Source organism: Shewanella sp. UCD-FRSSP16_17, from assembly GCF_001675935.1.
Taxonomy (GTDB): domain Bacteria; phylum Pseudomonadota; class Gammaproteobacteria; order Enterobacterales; family Shewanellaceae; genus Shewanella; species Shewanella japonica.
This window is the reverse complement of sequence record NZ_LZFV01000002.1, coordinates 34,920-52,150: the sequence shown is the minus strand read 5'-3', so window position 1 is coordinate 52,150 and position 17,231 is coordinate 34,920. Positions and strand designations below refer to the sequence as shown.

The window sequence follows — 17,231 nt, the reverse complement described above, 5'->3', positions numbered from 1 at the left end:
AAATATATAAATGATGATAACAAGTTATGCCGATTCGGCACTCTCTCTTTTGCCTCCTGTTGTGGCAATTGTATTAGCAGTAGTTACACGCAAAGTACTTCTTTCATTAGGTTTAGGTATTATTGCTGGCGTGATATTGCTGACTGACTTCTCTTTTACTGGAGCTGCAAGCCACTTAGTGAGTACTGTCACCAGTTTAGTGTGGGATGACGGCGCACTCAATGCCTGGAATTTACAAATTATTGGCTTCTTGGTTGTGCTGGGGATGATCACCGCTTTAATTACCGTGAGTGGTTCAGCACGTGCGTTTGCTGATTGGGCACACCAACGTATTCGCAATAAACGTGACGCCAAACTCATGACCATGTTCTTAGGTTGTGTGGTATTTATCGACGATTACTTCAACAGTATCGTGGTTGGCTCAATCGCACGTCCTATTACTGATCGCTACCATATTTCACGTGCAAAACTGGCTTACTTGTTAGATTCAACCGCTGCACCAGTATGTGTTATCTCTCCTGTCTCAAGCTGGGGCGCATACATTATTGCCCTAATTGGCGGTATCTTAACGGCACATGGTTTTGCTGATACAGGCCATTTAAGCGTGTTTTTACAAATGGTGCCGATGAATTTTTATGCCATTTTTGCGCTATTACTTTTATTGTGTGTTGCTATCTTTGGTTTAGACATTGGCCCAATGCGCCAACATGAGCGTAATGCGCAAAAAGGCGAACTCTTTGACGAAAGCAAAGGGTTACCTCCAGGCGCGACCGCTGATTTACCAGAAGCTGATACAGGTAAAATCATGGGGTTATTCCTGCCGATTTTTGTGCTTGTGGCGGCAACTATTTACTTTATGGTTTCAACTGGTGCTGATGCGCTGGCGGGTGAAGGGTTACCATTTAGTGTTTTAGGTGCATTTGAAAACACTGAAGTCAGCGAATCATTATTTTACGGCTCATTAGTGGGTCTAGTGGTGACGATTGCATTAACCATGCAGCAAAAAATTAGCACCAGCATGATGTTTACTGGAATCAAAGTTGGCGCTAAGTCAATGTTGCCAGCTATTTATATCTTGTTATTTGCTTGGACAATTGCGTCAGTGATTGGCGAGCTTGAAACGGGTAAATATATGGCGAGCTTGGCAACGGGTAATATTCCATTTGCATTACTGCCTGCAGTGCTATTTTTATTAGCTGGTTTAACCGCATTTTCAACCGGCACTAGCTGGGGTACATTTGGTATTATGTTACCAATCGCTGCCGATATGGCGATGGGCAGTGATAGCACTATGATGTTACCAATGCTTGCCGCTGTGCTTTCTGGTGCGGTATTTGGAGACCATTGTTCACCGATTTCTGATACCACTATCTTGTCTTCGACAGGAGCGAGCTGTCACCATCTTGACCACGTTATGACACAATTGCCTTACGCGATAATCGTAGCGGTTATCAGTATTGTGGGTTATACCGTGCTTGGTTTCTCTGGTTCTGTTGCGATGGGCTTTATTACGTGTTCTGTATTGTTCGTATTAGCAATCTTAGGGCTAAAAATAGCCACTAAGTAGTCCTAAGCACTTGGATTTAGTTTGTGACTTAATGTGAGCTCGACTTGTTAAAGTCAGATCCCAGTTTAGGCTAAAATCTAACAATAAAAATGCCACTCAATTGAGTGGCATTTTTTTGCTCGTTAACCTGAGCTAAGTTACTTTAAGCCACGGCGCTCAAGCAAGCCGTCAGTGGTAGGGGCTTGGCCTCTAAAGTTTTGATAGGCTTCCATTGGCGGCACGCTATTGCCGACTTCACGGATAGTTTTTCTAAACTTCATACCGATTTCTCGATTCAGCCCACCTTGAGTTTGCACATAAGCAAAGGCATCAGCAGCAAGAATTTCACTCCACATGTATGCATAGTAACTAGCTGAATATCCCCCAGGGAAGGCATGAGCAAAGTAAGTTGAGCGGTAACGAGGTGGTACTGCTGGTAAGTCGACACCATGTTTGTTAAGCGCAGCAGCTTCAAAGCTTTCAACATTTTGCAGCGGCGTGTCAGCATCCAGTGCATGCCATTCTAGATCAAGCAGCGCAGTTGACATGTATTCTAAGGTGTCAAAGCCTTGGTTAAAGCTTCGAGAAGCTAATAGCTTTTGCAGTAAATCGTCTGGAATAGGTTTGCCTGTATCGTAGTGTTTAGCGTAGTTTGCAAGTACTTTAGGGTGCGCAGCCCAGTCCTCTTCAAAAGTTGAAGGGAATTCAACGAAATCACGAGATACAGCAGTACCTGCTAAAGATGGGTATTTCACTTTAGAGAACATACCGTGAGTACCGTGGCCCATTTCATGGAACATGGTGGTCGCTTCATCGTAGCTCACAAAGGTTGGCTGGCCTTCTGGCGCCTTTTTAATGTTCATGACATTTACGACGACAGGTTTTTGATTTAATAACTCAGATTGACCGACAAACGAGCTCATCCACGCACCGCCACGTTTACCTTCACGAGCAAAGTAGTCTGCATAGAAGATAGCCATGCTACTGCCATCTTCATCAAACATCTCGTAAGCTTTTACGTCTGGGTGATAAACCGGTAAGTCTGGACGTGGCTTTAACGTAACACCGTACAATGCTTCTAGGGTAAAGAATACGCCATCTTCTAAAACACGGTTGAACTCAAAGTAAGGTTTAATAGACGCTGAGTCGAGGTCATATTTTTCCTTACGGACTAACTCTGCGTAATATGCCCAGTCCCATGGTGCTAGGGTAAAGTTACCGCCAGTTTTATCTATCATGGCTTGTATATCAGCGGCTTCTTTTTGAGTGTTTTCCACCACAGATGGCACCATTGAGCCAAACATGTCGTACACCGCTTCGGGCGTTTTAGCCATCTGCGGTGCTAAACGGTAATCAGACCAAGTGTCAAAGCCAAGTAGTTTGGCTTTTTTAGCACGAAGCTGCGCTAAACGAGCGACTAATGAAGCGGTTTCGTTGTCACCCGTTAAGCCACGGTTTGCTGACGCTTCCCAAACTTGCTGACGCAGCTCACGGTTATCTAATTGAGCTAAAACAGGTTGACGTGTGGTATTGGTGATATTGAGTAGATATTGGCCTTTAAGCCCTGCCGCTTCAGCATCTGCTTTTGCTGCTGCAATAGCGGATTGTGATAAACCTGCCAGTTGGGCTTCATCGTCTACTTTTACTGCAATTTCCTTGCTGAGTCTTAACAGTCGTTGTGCAAACTCATTGGTGAGTGTTGATTGCTCTTCATTTAATTCTCGAATCTTTTGTTTTTCCGCTTCAGTTAGTTTGGCGCCAGCGAGCACAAATCGCTGATGATAAACCTCTACTAAACGAACTTCTTCTGCAGTTAACGAGCTGTTATTGCGAGTATCATAAATTGCTTGAATACGGCTGAATAACTGCGGATTTAAATTAATATTGTCTGAATGTGCCGCCATCTTAGGCGCCATTATGCCTTGTACTTTACGTAATTCAGGGTTGCTGTTTGAGCCGGTTAAGTTATAGAAAATACTTGAGGTGCGAGTGAGTAATGCACCGCTTTTTTCCATAGCGACAATGGTATTTTCAAATGTCGGTGAGGCAGGGTTAGCAGCAATTTTGAGGATTTCTTGATGGTGCTGTTCAATTCCCAGCTCAAGCGCTGGCTGAAAATGCTCATTGTTAAGCTGACTAAAGTCAGGTGCTTGATACTGGAGTACGCTTGCTTGCATCAATGGATTTTGAGATTGCACTTGAGCGCCCTGAGTGGTGTTTTCTGTTTGAGTATGACTACAACCACTTAATGCGAGTGTTGCAGCAATCGCGACAGCGACAATTGTTTTATGCATTGTGTTTCTACTTCCTTAATTATAATTGTTTATGCAATTTATCAATTGTTTCTTAATCGTATATGAAGATTTTGTCGTTTCGTGATGCCTGTATATGTTGTGCTGGTAGTGAGCTTGAAAACTGTGATCTAATTTATTGCAAAATGTAAATTATGTTAATAGATGCTTGTTTGGAATACATTCTTTTCATCAGTCATGCTTTGGCTTTGTGCGATATTCTCTTGAGAAACGGATAAGGAGGGCGAGTTAACCATCAATAGGGAAAGCAAATTAACTGTGATGGTAAAGGGGATTCATCATCAAGGAATAGTGCTAGCAAGTTCACGCTATTTAATCCTCACATGCCTTATCTCTAAATCGATTCAATGGTAGACTAACCTCGATTATAACAATAAGGATCTTCTGTTTTGGCACAACTCTATTTCTATTATTCGGCAATGAATGCCGGCAAATCAACTTCGCTTCTCCAATCATCTTATAACTACCGTGAACGTGGCATGAATACGCTTGTTATGACAGCGTCAATTGATGACAGATACGGTGTTGGAAAAGTGGCGTCTAGAATAGGGATTGAAACAGATGCTCAAGTATTTGGAGCAAACGATAATTTATCGACCATGATTGAAGCTGAGCTTGAATCTCAGCAATTACACTGCATTTTAATTGATGAATCCCAGTTTTTAAGTAAAGAACAAGTGAAGCAATTAACTCATGTGGTGGACAACCTTGATATCCCAGTATTGTGTTACGGCCTGAAAACGGATTTCCAAGGGGAGCTGTTCAGCGGCAGTCAATATCTACTCGCCTGGGCAGATAAATTGGTTGAGTTAAAAACCATTTGTCACTGTGGTCGCAAAGCCAATATGGTCGTTCGCCTTGATGGTAATGGAAAACCTATGCGTGAAGGTGAGCAGGTTGCTATTGGTGGTAATGAAAGCTATGAGTCTGTGTGTCGTAAGCATTTTAGAGAATTCATCTGGGATTAGTCATTAAAGGCTATTTCCAGAAATACAAAAACAGCGCCTAAAGGCGCTGTTTTTTATAAAGCTCACATAGATTGCTTGTATGAAGTCAGACTAAAAATCGGCTTCATCAAAGGTTGCAATTTGCGCGCTGCTCATTTCGACTTGCTTGCGTAAACTGCGCGTTTGGCATCCCCAATATCGCATATAAAACTCGGCTGTATTTAACTTAGCTTGATAAAAATCAGACTCATCTGTACCTGCATCAAGGGCGGCAATTGACGTCGCTGCAATTCGTGCCCACATCCAAGCAAGGGCACTAATGCCAAATAACTGCATATATGGCATTGAGGCTGCACCAATCATATCGGGATTTTTAGCCGCTGACTGTGCAATAAAGCCGGTGGCTTTTTCTAAATCCGTGGCTGCATCCATTAACCCTGCAAGGTAAGGTTTCATCGCGTCATTATTACTATGCTCACCAATAAAGCCTTTAACCATATCTGACCATAATGTCAGTGTTGCGCCTTTATCTGATAATAATTTACGCCCAACAAGATCGAGTGCTTGTACGCCATTTGTGCCTTCATAAATCATCGCAATTCGAATATCACGTACAAATTGTTCCATACCCCATTCATTAATATAGCCGTGTCCGCCATAAATCTGCTGAGCATCAACACACGCTTTAAAGCCTTGATCGGTCACAAACCCTTTTACGATTGGCGTAAAAAGGGCTGCAAGCGCTGCCGCTTGTTTAGCTTTTACGGGATCGCTGTGTCGTTCAGCCTGATCAAGCCATAAAGCCTGTTGGCCCATTAATGCACGCGTTCCTTCATTGAATGACTTTTGAGATAACAACATACGACGCACATCACCGTGAACTATAATCGAGTCTGCAGCTTGTTGTGGCTGTTTAACTCCAGAAAGGGCTCGGCCTTGAATGCGCTCTTTAGCATAAACCAGCGCATTTTGATAAGCGATGTCAGATACGCCTAAGCCCTGAATACCAACGCCAAGGCGAGCTTGGTTCATCATAGTAAACATGGCTTTTAGACCTTGATGAGGTTCGCCAACCAACTCTCCTACAGCGCCATCAAACACCATGACACAGGTTGAGTTACCATGAATCCCCATTTTGTGCTCTAACGCACTGGCACATAACTGATTGGCTTCACCTAAGCTGCCGTCATCGTTTACATGAAACTTTGGCACCGCGAACAATGAAATACCTTTCACCCCTTCTGGTGCATCAGGCAATTTGGCTAAAACTAAATGGACAATGTTTTCAGCTAAGTCATGATCCCCTGATGAAATGAAAATTTTCTCGCCACTGATTGCAAATTTGCCATCAGCAACGGGGGTTGCTTTAGTACGAAGAAGGGCAAGATCGGTTCCAGCATGGGATTCAGTTAAGTTCATGGTGCCAGTCCATTCACCACTGACTAATTTGGCTAAATATTTTTGTTTCAGTGCATCGCTTCCATGGACATGGATGGCTGAATAAGCGCCATGGGTTAACCCAGGATACATGGCAAAAGCCATATTGGTGGCGGTTTTCATTTCGGTGGCAAAGGTGCCAATGACTTCAGGTAAGCCCTGACCGCCATATTCAGGATCGCAAGTGAGCGTAGCCCAGCCATCATCAATGTATTGTTGGTAAGCCTCTTTAAAACCTTTAGGCGTAATGACGTTGCCATCTTTAAGTTGGCATCCTTCAAGATCCCCTGAGGCATTTAAAGGTAACATGATGTCGGTGGTGAAATCGGCGACGCCTTGCAAAATAGCGTCGGTTAGCTCTGGGTCTATTTCATCAAAGCCTGCGAGTTCGGTTTGATCATAGATAGATAGCAGCTCAGATAGGATAAATTGGTAATCACGCAGTGGGGCTTGATAAATCGGCATAATACGGTCCTTTGTTTTTTGCGTTTTTTCGCACCATAGTTGTGGTTGTAGAGTCGTCGTGGTTGTTATTAATTATTGAATAAGTTTTTCAGCGACTGGTTATAACTTAGTCTACTTTAGCGAACTTTGAGTAAAAACTCAGTTAATTTAAGCGGTAATAATTTGTGTTGCTTGAGCGCCATTATCCTTCATTCATTGCTTGGTTTTATTGACGCAGATTAATCAATAATTTGGTGGCGCTGCCAGAATGCCATTGCATGCTTCAATACTAGGCTTGGCGCTTCTAGTTGAGGGTAATGACCAACATCATGCAGGCTGATAGCATCTGGAGTATCAATCAGAGCTTCATATCGCTCAAGCATATCTTGGCCAGAAATAGGATCATCTAGACCATTAATGAAGCGCATCGGCGTTGGGTTATCAATAAGCGCATTGACCCAACGGTCACGATTCACCTTTCGCTCTTTCATGTATTGAATAAGCTTATGAAACACTCGCTCACCTTGATGATGTTTAATCAACTGCCAATGTTTTTGTAGTTCGCTTTCTGAAATGTTGATTGTGCAAATGGTATCAAAGTTACGTTTAAATGCTTTGAACCCCATTCCTTTAGCGACTAAAAAGCCGAGTGGGCTTAATAACAATCTTTGGATAAGAATTGGGTGAATCACTTCAGGGAAAATACCGCCGTTTAATAACACTGTGCTCAGTATTCGATAATTGGGTTGATTGTGCAGCTGCCTCGCCAGTAACTCTTGTGTGACTGTGTTGCCATAATCATGAGACAAAATATGCACATTAGTTATTTTGAGTGACGCGAGTAGTTGCTCGATTAAATTGGCCTGAGCGGCGAACGAATAGTGAAATTGGGTGGGTTTATCTGATAATCCAAAGCCAATCATATCTAAGGTAATGACATGAAACTGAGCGCTGAGACTTTGCCATATAGGCTGCCAATCATAACTGCTGGTGGGAAAGCCATGAATCAGTAATAACGCGGGATTATTAGTATCTCCTGCATGTTTTACGAAAATAGAATAGTCAGCTTCTTTGGCAAAAGAAAATTGCTGAAAATAGCTATCTTGTTGCCAGTCAGTCAATGTCGGCATGTGAACTCCATTTACCTTTTATGCCAAGTTAACCTGATTAGACCAGTTTGTAAAATGGCTGATGACTTGGATAAATGAACATATTTCTGTGACAAGCTCAGTTAAAAGTTAATAGTGATGAAAGCAATAAGCGGGTAGCTCGGTCTGTATATAGGTGCTCAAGCAAGGCCGAATTAAAGGCCGAATTTAAGAGAGCGTTTAAGACAGAATTTAGATGACATTTGCGTTAAATCATTCTTAATATTTCCGAGGTTTGTCTGTATGAATGTGATTGATATTCACCATAACGGTGACCATATAAAACTCGCCAAATGGCTACTATTCACTGCGGCAGTTATACAAGGTATTTTATTGTCATCGCTAGCATGGGGCGCTGATGAGCAAGGTGATAAAGGGTATCAATTTCCCAAAGCCGCCGATTTTGCGCTGTTTGATGCTAATGGCAAACAATGGTCACTTGAATCGACTGCTGGCAAGCCCGTTGTCATTCACTTTTGGGCGACTTGGTGTCCTTACTGCAAAAAGCTGCAACCTGGTTTAGAAAGATTACGGCAAACTTATCAAGATACTGATTTAGAGATGATAGCGATTAGTTTTCGTGAAGATAAGGGCGCACAACCGCAAAGCGTGTTAAAAAGTCGAGGAATAGAGATACAAACGCTGATAAATGGTGACAGTGTGGCCGACTTATATGGCGTTAAAGGTACACCAACTACCGTATTTATAAACCGAAGTGGGGAAGTGGTGTGGGTGACACAAGTGTCCGACCCTGACTCGCCTAAACTAGCTCAAGCCATAGAATATATCCTTACGCCGTAATACCGTTTAGTTATCCTTTTATAAGCTAATAAAGTCGAAGCAAATTTAAGGGATGTTTGCTCTGCGACTTAGATAGTAAGCCGCAGAGCCTGTATTAAACGATAATGCCTGAATCTGTTTTTGTTTCATTAGCGATGCAGTTATTAGCAGATGCTTCGCTGTCAGATTTCATTGATAAGGGCAGTTCTCTTGCTTGTTCACGTAAGAAGTCCATCCCAGCTAAAAAGCCTGAGAACATTTTCAAACCAATAAATTGACCTGCCGGTGTGGTCACATAGTTACTGCCTTGTTTATTCAGTGCGCCAGCTGAAATCAAATAACTCATCTCAAGTGGGAACGCTTGCCACAATGTTTTACCTGTATGTGCTTTAAATTGGGCGTTATCCAATAGTCCATGCCCCATCATCATCATTAAATGATGTTGTAATAACGCTTTGTTATCTAATGGTTTGGTGTAGCTGGTTCCGGTTTGATTAGATTGGATACGCTCAATATAGTCAGGGATATCAAAGCTTGAGATCCTGAACTGCTCGCCAAAACGCCCGAAAGCACCTGAACCAACACCGAAACAATCTTCGCCATCTAATACATACTTATTTTCAACGGGTTGGCCAAAGTTACGACTGAAAGTCCATGGGAATTCCATAATATATCGCTCAGCCAGTGCTTCTTTTACCGCTAAAAATTGTGGCCAAAGTTCTTCGGGTTGGCCTGCAAGGCAACCCGCTTTTTTACGGTTTTGACCAATGCCTACGGTAAGGGGATAAGTGGTGATTTGATCTGGGCTGAGACGAATTGTTTGGGCTAAGTCATTGGCTACAGTCTCTGGGGTCTGCATTTTAAAGCCGTACATCATATCGAGATTAACCGTTGGTATTACTTCAATCGCACGGCTAACGTATTCGGCTTGTTGTAATCCACTACCAAATTTTTCAAATCGACCACTGGCCTTTAAAATCTTGTCATCAAAGCTTTGTACCCCGATAGACATGCGATCCACTAAGCCTTTAAGTAAATGCGGATTACCTTCTTTAAAGTATATCGGATCGCTCTCGCAAGAGACTTCTCTTATCGTGGTAATAGATTTAATCAGTTCGATAGTTTTGATTAATTCATCTTCTAAAATCGTGGTCGTGCCGCCGCCAATATACACTCGATTAAATCGGTATCCTTGTGCAATTACTGTGCGAATTTCTTGTCTTAGGGCTTTAAAATAAGTTTTAGCGACGCCTTCATTAAACTTAATTTTGTGGAACGAGCAAAATCGACACAATGTATGACAAAAAGGAATGTGAATGTATAAGGTCTCAATCGGTTTTTCTGGTACCGCTAATTGCTGAATTCCATCTAAAGGCACTGCATCTTTAAGACTTAGCGATTGTTTGATGGTGTGTCCCATGACCCAGTCAAGACTATTTGTCGCAAGATTTAATCTTGAGTTTGATAGGTAGTTTTTCATAGGCGTTCCTCAAATTATTGTCATGACTATTGGTTTTGTTTAGTCCAATAAGGCAGCTTTGCTGTTGATGACTTGTTGAATATCAGACTAGAGGAGTCAAAGAATAGAAAATGATAGCTCTCGCAAGAAAATACAATTAGCTACATAAACTCGGTGTTCTTGTAGTAAAAATTTGAACGGTATCACTTAAATAGTTCGTTTATGAATGGTTTTAGCTTGTTTGGAAGTGACAAGTGTTATGGGTTTTGTCGATAGATTTACAGATTTACTTCATTGAGGAGGATAAAAATCCTTAACAATAAGTGTATCTTGAATTAGTAATATTAAATGTACTAGCGGCTTTATCACTTTGGTTGACTGTATTTTGCTCATTAATCTGTTCTAGATCACTTTTGTTTCATCGCTAAATAGCGTAGATTACGTGTTGATTGTATTATTTTATAAACTCTACGTTTTATTTTGGCGACATTCGAGAGGGCAATATGGAACATCGTTGGCAAATAGCAATATCAGCAGGTCTACTCGCAGCGCTATGGGCTGGGGTTGCCGATGTTTTCCAGTTAGTGACTTGGGTTGGTTTTTTAAGCTGTAGCACTTTTTTTGCTCAAACAGAAACTGGCATTAAAGGCATGCTGATGGCTATGAGTACAAATTTGTCAGGTGTTTTTTGGGGTTGGCTTATTATCTCGGGGAGTGGGTTCTTTATTTCACCGATGGTAGGTTACGCATTTACCGGTGTTGCCACTGCTGCAATGTGTTTACAGGCGAGTTATCAAAAACTGGCGTTTATCCCAGGTGCGTTTATTGGCTGCTGTATTACATTTGCATTAGGCGCTGATTTAGCTGCTATTCTACCGCCATTATTATTGGGCGCCATGTTGGGTTACAGCATGAGTTTATTGACCAATCAATTTATTAGTATCACACCGAAAATTCAGGGATTATTTACTGCAGCCCCCGCTAAAGATGCTTAATTAACAACTCTTTCTATGTAAGTCTAAAGTGATACGTTTTTGAGCGGTGAAAACCCGCTCTTCGGGCGGTGTTTTACTTTATATACGTTTAATGTACTTCGAGATTCATTTTTATTTCTTTTTTATGTGCGGTTTTTATCCTTTAATCTCAGTCATTTGTATAACTTTAGACTGACTTATTTCTTTATGCTCTTTTATATTCACGGCTAATGAACTGATAACTTTCAGGTTTATATTTTTCCTGCTTTTATAACCCTTTCGACTATACTCTTAAAGCTTAATTTGGTTAAAAAACGACCAGTGAATTAAGTTGACAATTAGGAGTGAACGACATGAACAAGACCTTAATAATTGCATTATGTGTTTTATTTAGTAGTTCTGTATTTTCAAAGGATAGATTAGAAGTATATGAAGATTACGATCTCGGCAGCGAAATCATGATGATGACCACGGTAAAAGTGGATCCCAATATGGGAGATATCTACTTAGCGGGTTTACGCAGTAGCTGGGTTAAAGCAGTTAATATTCAAAAGGAGCTTGGCTTTATTAAAGATTGGAAAATTTACGGCAGCGATCTGGCAACCAGTGGTGACTTTAATATGTTGCTGGTGGTGACTTTTGACAATGCCGCAGATATTGAACCCAATAAGGAAAAGTACAAACAATTTATGCAGAAATGGAGTGATTCGGATGAAAAAATGTCTAACGAAATCTCTGCCAAATACCCCGAAGTGAGAACCTTAACAGGGGAATATAGAATGCGAGAAATTATCTTGAAATAAGATAATCGGGACTTGTTCATGATTTACTGACGAGTTTGAATAGGTTCCGACCCAGATGCTACTTTGTCATTCATGCTTCATATACACCTCAATTTTATTGTGTGTTATTTTTGCCCTGCATTGAAACACTTGATGCAAAATCGCTATGAAATCGTTATGTATACTGGCGCTTTACTCGCGTTATTTGTTTAAAAATGTCCCAATGTTACTCGTCAAATTTACTCTTAAAAGCAAACTCGCTAGGATGTCGCCTTTTATTTTCTAACAAGGTCCATCATGAAGTTTGTCACCGTCTTTGTTTCAATCATGCTTTCTCTGGTTATCATTTTTACACCTAAGGCCAATGCTGCGCCTGAAGTCGGTTTAATGGTAGGTAGCGACTCAGGCATTAATGTAAAAATGAATGAGTATAAGTTTGGGGTGGGTTTTGATGACTTTTCATTTACCTTAGATAAAACATTTAATTTTAAGGACCACCCACATTTTTATTGGGGCGTGGGCGGCAAGATTGCTGATAAAAAAAATGATGATATTAAATTGGGCGCAAGAGCGGTATTTGGTGCTCACACTAAAGTAGAGCGGTTTACTTTTTTCATCGAAGCGCAGCCTACATTGTACCTAGTTGATGATGTCAAAGTAGAATTAGAGGCTATTGGTGGCGTTAGGTATCATTTTTAGCAGTTTGTTAGATAAGGAGGGAAGCAAAACCCCTTGCTTCCCTAAAGAATTATTTTTTAAGAATGGCTACTTGAGTTTATTGCATGTGTATTCGCTACTAACGACCAATTAATGTGTCGTTATTGATTAACTCGTAATGATAAAGCCTTAATTATGGTGGGGTAATAAAACTCAGCAGATTCAAGCATGGCGTGTATTGCGCATTCTTAAAGGTGTAGATTGAACCTACTGAGTTAGCTTGTGTACATTGTTTATTGACGCTGGAATAACATCTGAGTATCAACGTCGCCATCACCATCTTCGTCGATATATAAAAGCAATGTATTGCCTTGTGCCGACATTGATAGGGAAGGCCCATCTTCACCGACAAAGTCAGTTAACCCAGTGTCTCCATTACTATCAAATGTTTGGGTTACTGTGACCATATTGCTTTCACTATCGATACTGTAGGTTCCCCATTCCATGCCAGACTCTTCGGCCTCACCATCTAGGTCTATTTCTGCATGAATGTATGTTCCATCATCGTTAAATAACAACATCAACAAGTCATTTTCATCACCGGGTTGATCATCAGTTGCTTTTACTAACCAAGTGCCGACAACACCCTCGCTGCCTTGCTTATCAAAATTAAGTGTTTCATCAATTGAGTCATTGGCATCTTCGTCGATTGAAAGGACCAATTGTTCTTCCATAACTTCGGCAAATAATAAAGGTGCACCATCTACGTCAGTAAAATCTGTTAAGCCTGTATCGCCATTTTCATCAAATGTTTGACTGGCAATAACACGGTTGGTTTCGCTGTCACGGCTGTACATTCCCCATTCCATTCCTGACTCTTCCTCTTCATCCTCCGAGTCAACTTCAAAATGCGCATAGGTGCCGTCGTTAAAGAACACTAACGTGAGTAAATCATTATCGTCATCTGGATAATGCCAAGTGCCTGTGATACCAACCTGAACGCCATTCGCCGCAACTTGTTCGGTTAAGTGGTCGACAGCATCGTCTGCATCAACCAAGTCTGTTACAGCGGTATCTTGACCGCCATTTTCAATAGTGGTTTTAACCGCAGGATCGTCGGCAAATTCATCTGTGCTTAAATTAAAATCAACCGGTTCAGCTGTTGCGATTGCGGTATCGGTAATGGTAATCCCATTGGAAGTATCGCCATCTTGGTCAAGCGTTTGTAGCAACCTTGCGATGTTTACTACTTGATTGTCATCAACACTTTCAGATGCCGCAATATTAAAAGGGGTGACAATTCCTGATGCTGGTGTTGCTGGGAAGGTTAGGTCGCCGATAAAGAAAGTGACAGTTTCACCTTCAAGGTAATTATAATTACCTTCTTCATCAGTGACTCCAGATTGAGTTTCTGTTCGATATCCAATACCGATAACGGCACTATCGATAAAGATACCTTGGGCTGGTGTGGGAGCGGGCTCTTCAACCTCTGGTTGCGGTATTTCAGCTTCTGGTGCTGGATCTTCTGAATCATCACTACTACCACAACCCAGCAATAGACCTGAGATAAGTAGCGCTATTAATTTCTTAGACATTTTTCTCTCCTTAGAAGTTTGTCAAATCACTGCTTTATGTCAATAGATGACAATCTTTAAGCCTAATATAAAATGCAAAACTTGCACGATTAAACCCACAGAATTAATAGGTGATATTTAATGTTGAATATAATAACGAATTCGATCTAATTTACTGATTTTACGATATATTGTGAATTTTGTAGGTTGATTAATCTTGATTAAAAACAACCGCTATCAACCAATAGACTGATTTGCACTGAAAGCAGTTAAAGCATGACAATCGCCGGCTGTTTCTAGTAAAGCGCGCTGTACTAGCGTTTGAAGAAGTGTCGAATTCGAGTTACAGCATTGAGTTTTTGGCTTTGCTTATTCGTAAGTAGGTCAGGCTGGAATTGAGCAATTAATCGATATAAGTGGTAGTGAGTGACTTTTTTTGCCACATACCAATCAAGGCGGATGATTGAGCCTCGTAAAGTAGAGCGTTCGAAGTCTACTAAGCCTAATTTATTCTGATTATCAACAATGATATCTCTTATGGGTAAGGCGTGCCGAGCAACACCTGCTTCGAGCATTTTATTGACTAATTCAATCAAATCTTTCAAGTTATCACGGGTTAGATGGGCTGGCGTTTTACCCGAAATTTTTGACATCACCAGTGTTTTGTTTCTGTCATCACAGTCGATTAAATTGGGGACCCCATTAATATTTTGAAGTCTAACTAATGATTCTTTTTCGATGTTATAACGACTAATGTATTTACGGTAAGGTTTAAAGTGCTTCTCTACTGAGTCTTTACCAATCGTGAGGTACATTTTTTCAGTATCGTAAGTTCCATTTACTATATTTGTCTGGGTTTTCATTGGATTTATTGCTTGTTACAGAATTATTTCATTTTATTTTAGTTTAAGCCTCTTCGGTATGGGACTTTTGGTTGAAGCTTAGAAGTTAATTTTACTTTGCTTAAACCCTGAATTGTTACTTCAGTAACAAAGCGGTGACCTGCCAGAAACGAAAACCTTATATCTGCAATCAACACCGCTTTGTTGTTAAGAATGAAACTAGAATATGAGTCAATCACTACATGTATCTCATTTTTTGAGAGGATGACAATAAGTTGAGTAAGAGAAATACACCGAAATGATTCAGCTTATTACAACAAGCTGTATCTAGTTTTTTGGGGAAGGGTTAGATATGTGGTGTATAAAGAAATACACCGTAATGTTGCAGCTCATTACAACAAGGTGTATCTAGTTTTTAGGAAGGTTTAAATATCTGGTGTAAAAGAAATACACCGTAATGTTGCAGCTCATTACAACAAGCTGCATCTAGTTTTTTGGGGGAAGGTTTAAATATGTGGTGTATAAAGAAATAAACCGTAATGGCGCAGCTCATTACAATAACAAGCTGCATCTAGTTTTTACAGAGGGTGAGAATATGTGGAGTAAAAGAAATAAACCGTAATGGCGCAACTCATCACAATCACAAACTGCCTCATGCGTACTTGGGATACCTTGTTGGCAATATGGGCTGACATATAACCGCCAATCAAAGTACCAACCAGTACCGTAACCCCCTCGAACCAAGCAATTGCATCATTGTAGATAAATAAAATAATAGCGATTAAGGAAACCGATGAAGAAATGACTAGCTTAATGCCATTCATCGCATTGATATTAGTGTGCCCAGCTAATGCCAAATAACTTAAACCGATAATGCCTAATCCCGCATTGAAAAAACCGCCGTATATACAAACAGCTAGTAGCACTAAAAATAACATTACCGCGCCCAATTGAGAGGCATATTTATGTTGATTCGATAAGCGACTGAAAAAGGCATTGATTTTAGAGCCAAAAATAAACAGTAAGGTGGCAAATAATAGTAACCAAGGAATCGCTTGTTGGAACACGGTCTCTGGAGAAATGAGTAATAGCCATGCGCCGAAAGCACCACCAAATAAACTGGTGATGATAATGGTTTTAATCTCTTTTTTATGAGCAAGCAGCTCTCGCCTAAATGCAAATGCACCACTGAGATATCCAGCAAAAGACGAAAAAGTATTGGTTGCATTAGCCATAATCGGTGGCACGCCAACAAATATTAGTGCAGGGAAAGTGATAAAACTGCCACCGCCAGCTAGCGAGTTTAAAACGCCGCCAAAAAAACCAGCAAGTAACAGTAATAAAATATCAAACGTCATGAAATTAGCCTAACAATGGCAATAGGGCAGAGCCTATATGGGAAGATTAACCCCCTATCTTACATGCAAAGCGGTAATTAAAGATTAAATTACAGCGCTCTTTCGCCACATAATCGATATTTTTTATATACGCAGACATATGAAGTAAGCATCCTAGAAGAGTAGAATACGCAAACTCTTTTGATTTCTCCTAAAGGGTTATTCGCTAAGTGCTAATCAATATTTAACTTATTTACAATTGATAATCATTCTCATTTGTTGTGATTTGTTTTAGTATGCTTTCGTTTTTAATAACAATGCATTCTATACCGTCACAAGGAAATGATATGACCAACATGATTAAAGCTACAGCTGCACTAGGCGTAATGTTAATGAGCCTAAACGTTAACGCAAGTGAGTGCGAACTAACAATTACGGCCAATGATGCAATGCAGTTTGATAAGAAAGCCTTATCAGTACCAGCCACATGCAAAGGAGTCACATTAAACCTCAAACACTCCGGCAACTTACCTAAATCAGCCATGGGCCATAACTGGGTACTAAGCACTGCTGACAATGTTCAAGCTATTGCGAGTGACGGCATGACTGCAGGTGTTGATAACAGCTATATAAAAGCGGGTGATGAAAGAGTGTTAGCCCATACTGACGTTATTGGCGGCGGTGGCTCAACATCAATAACGTTTAATATCGAGGGGTTAGATAGCAAAGCCGCTTACCGATTCTTTTGTTCATTTCCAGGTCACTGGGCGATTATGCAAGGCAGCTTTGTGATAGAAGGCTAATATTTTTTAATGTGACTCTAGCTGGGATGCTAAGAGTGAGCATGGCTCAACTGAGGCTATGTCGGCGACGATAGGCAGGATGCCTGAATGTCATGTGGTGCATGGATGCACGAGAATGACCAGCCTCCATCACGCAAATGAACTTAACGCATTCAGACACTTCCAACGGAGAGCATCGAACCCTCAGGT

General features: G+C 40.9%; 14 protein-coding genes. 7 read left to right on the top strand and 7 right to left on the bottom strand.

Going from position 1 to position 17,231, the window contains the following annotated elements; genetic code table 11:
* Positions 1-10: 10 nt before the first annotated feature.
* Positions 11-1,567 (top strand): Na+/H+ antiporter NhaC family protein, encoded by a 1,557-nt coding sequence (locus A9267_RS05110; protein ID WP_055026055.1) that lies wholly within the window; start codon positions 11-13, stop codon positions 1,565-1,567.
* Between the two features lie 137 nt (positions 1,568-1,704).
* Here the strand turns inward: A9267_RS05110 and A9267_RS05105 are convergent, their stop codons facing one another.
* Positions 1,705-3,840, bottom strand: coding sequence for a M3 family metallopeptidase (locus tag A9267_RS05105; RefSeq protein ID WP_065108495.1), 2,136 nt, complete (start codon positions 3,838-3,840; stop codon positions 1,705-1,707).
* A 407-nt stretch (positions 3,841-4,247) separates the two neighbouring features.
* Between A9267_RS05105 and A9267_RS05100 the strand changes: the two genes are divergently transcribed.
* On the top strand, positions 4,248-4,826 hold the full coding sequence (locus tag A9267_RS05100) for a thymidine kinase (protein ID WP_055026057.1): 579 nt from the start codon (positions 4,248-4,250) through the stop codon (positions 4,824-4,826).
* A gap of 90 nt (positions 4,827-4,916) precedes the next feature.
* Here the strand turns inward: A9267_RS05100 and A9267_RS05095 are convergent, their stop codons facing one another.
* Together A9267_RS05095 and A9267_RS05090 are read right to left on the bottom strand one after the other, a co-directional pair.
* A complete protein-coding gene (locus A9267_RS05095) occupies positions 4,917-6,707 on the bottom strand; it encodes an acyl-CoA dehydrogenase C-terminal domain-containing protein (protein WP_065108494.1) in 1,791 nt (596 codons plus the stop codon).
* A gap of 218 nt (positions 6,708-6,925) precedes the next feature.
* A complete protein-coding gene (locus A9267_RS05090; protein WP_065108493.1) occupies positions 6,926-7,816 on the bottom strand; it encodes an alpha/beta fold hydrolase in 891 nt (296 codons plus the stop codon).
* A gap of 261 nt (positions 7,817-8,077) precedes the next feature.
* Between A9267_RS05090 and A9267_RS05085 the strand changes: the two genes are divergently transcribed.
* Positions 8,078-8,635, top strand: coding sequence for a TlpA family protein disulfide reductase (locus tag A9267_RS05085; protein ID WP_082972211.1), 558 nt, complete (start codon positions 8,078-8,080; stop codon positions 8,633-8,635).
* Positions 8,636-8,729: 94 nt separating this feature from the next.
* Here the strand turns inward: A9267_RS05085 and A9267_RS05080 are convergent, their stop codons facing one another.
* Entirely contained in the window at positions 8,730-10,094 is a 1,365-nt protein-coding gene (locus A9267_RS05080) for a coproporphyrinogen III oxidase family protein (protein WP_082972209.1), read from the bottom strand.
* A 482-nt stretch (positions 10,095-10,576) separates the two neighbouring features.
* Here A9267_RS05080 and A9267_RS05075 point away from each other — a divergent pair, with 482 nt between their 5' ends.
* From A9267_RS05075 to A9267_RS05065, 3 genes are all read left to right on the top strand, one after another.
* Positions 10,577-11,068, top strand: coding sequence for a DUF1097 domain-containing protein (locus A9267_RS05075; RefSeq protein WP_065108492.1), 492 nt, complete (start codon positions 10,577-10,579; stop codon positions 11,066-11,068).
* Between the two features lie 332 nt (positions 11,069-11,400).
* Entirely contained in the window at positions 11,401-11,850 is a 450-nt protein-coding gene (locus A9267_RS05070) for a hypothetical protein (RefSeq protein WP_055026061.1), read from the top strand.
* 276 nt (positions 11,851-12,126) lie between these two features.
* A complete protein-coding gene (locus A9267_RS05065) occupies positions 12,127-12,528 on the top strand; it encodes a hypothetical protein (RefSeq protein WP_065108491.1) in 402 nt (133 codons plus the stop codon).
* Between the two features lie 251 nt (positions 12,529-12,779).
* Here A9267_RS05065 and A9267_RS05060 read toward each other — a convergent pair whose 3' ends face one another.
* The 3 genes from A9267_RS05060 to A9267_RS05050 form a co-directional block, all read right to left on the bottom strand.
* On the bottom strand, positions 12,780-14,081 hold the full coding sequence (locus A9267_RS05060) for a hypothetical protein (RefSeq protein ID WP_065108490.1): 1,302 nt from the start codon (positions 14,079-14,081) through the stop codon (positions 12,780-12,782).
* Positions 14,082-14,374: 293 nt separating this feature from the next.
* Positions 14,375-14,923 (bottom strand): hypothetical protein, encoded by a 549-nt coding sequence (locus tag A9267_RS05055; RefSeq protein ID WP_156669111.1) that lies wholly within the window; start codon positions 14,921-14,923, stop codon positions 14,375-14,377.
* A 557-nt stretch (positions 14,924-15,480) separates the two neighbouring features.
* The gene (locus A9267_RS05050) at positions 15,481-16,260 is read right to left on the bottom strand and encodes a sulfite exporter TauE/SafE family protein (protein ID WP_065108488.1); all 780 of its coding nucleotides are present in this window, start codon (positions 16,258-16,260) and stop codon (positions 15,481-15,483) included.
* Between the two features lie 335 nt (positions 16,261-16,595).
* Between A9267_RS05050 and azu the strand changes: the two genes are divergently transcribed.
* Positions 16,596-17,042 (top strand): azurin, encoded by a 447-nt coding sequence (gene azu / locus A9267_RS05045; RefSeq protein ID WP_443018786.1) that lies wholly within the window; start codon positions 16,596-16,598, stop codon positions 17,040-17,042.
* Positions 17,043-17,231: the final 189 nt, after the last annotated feature.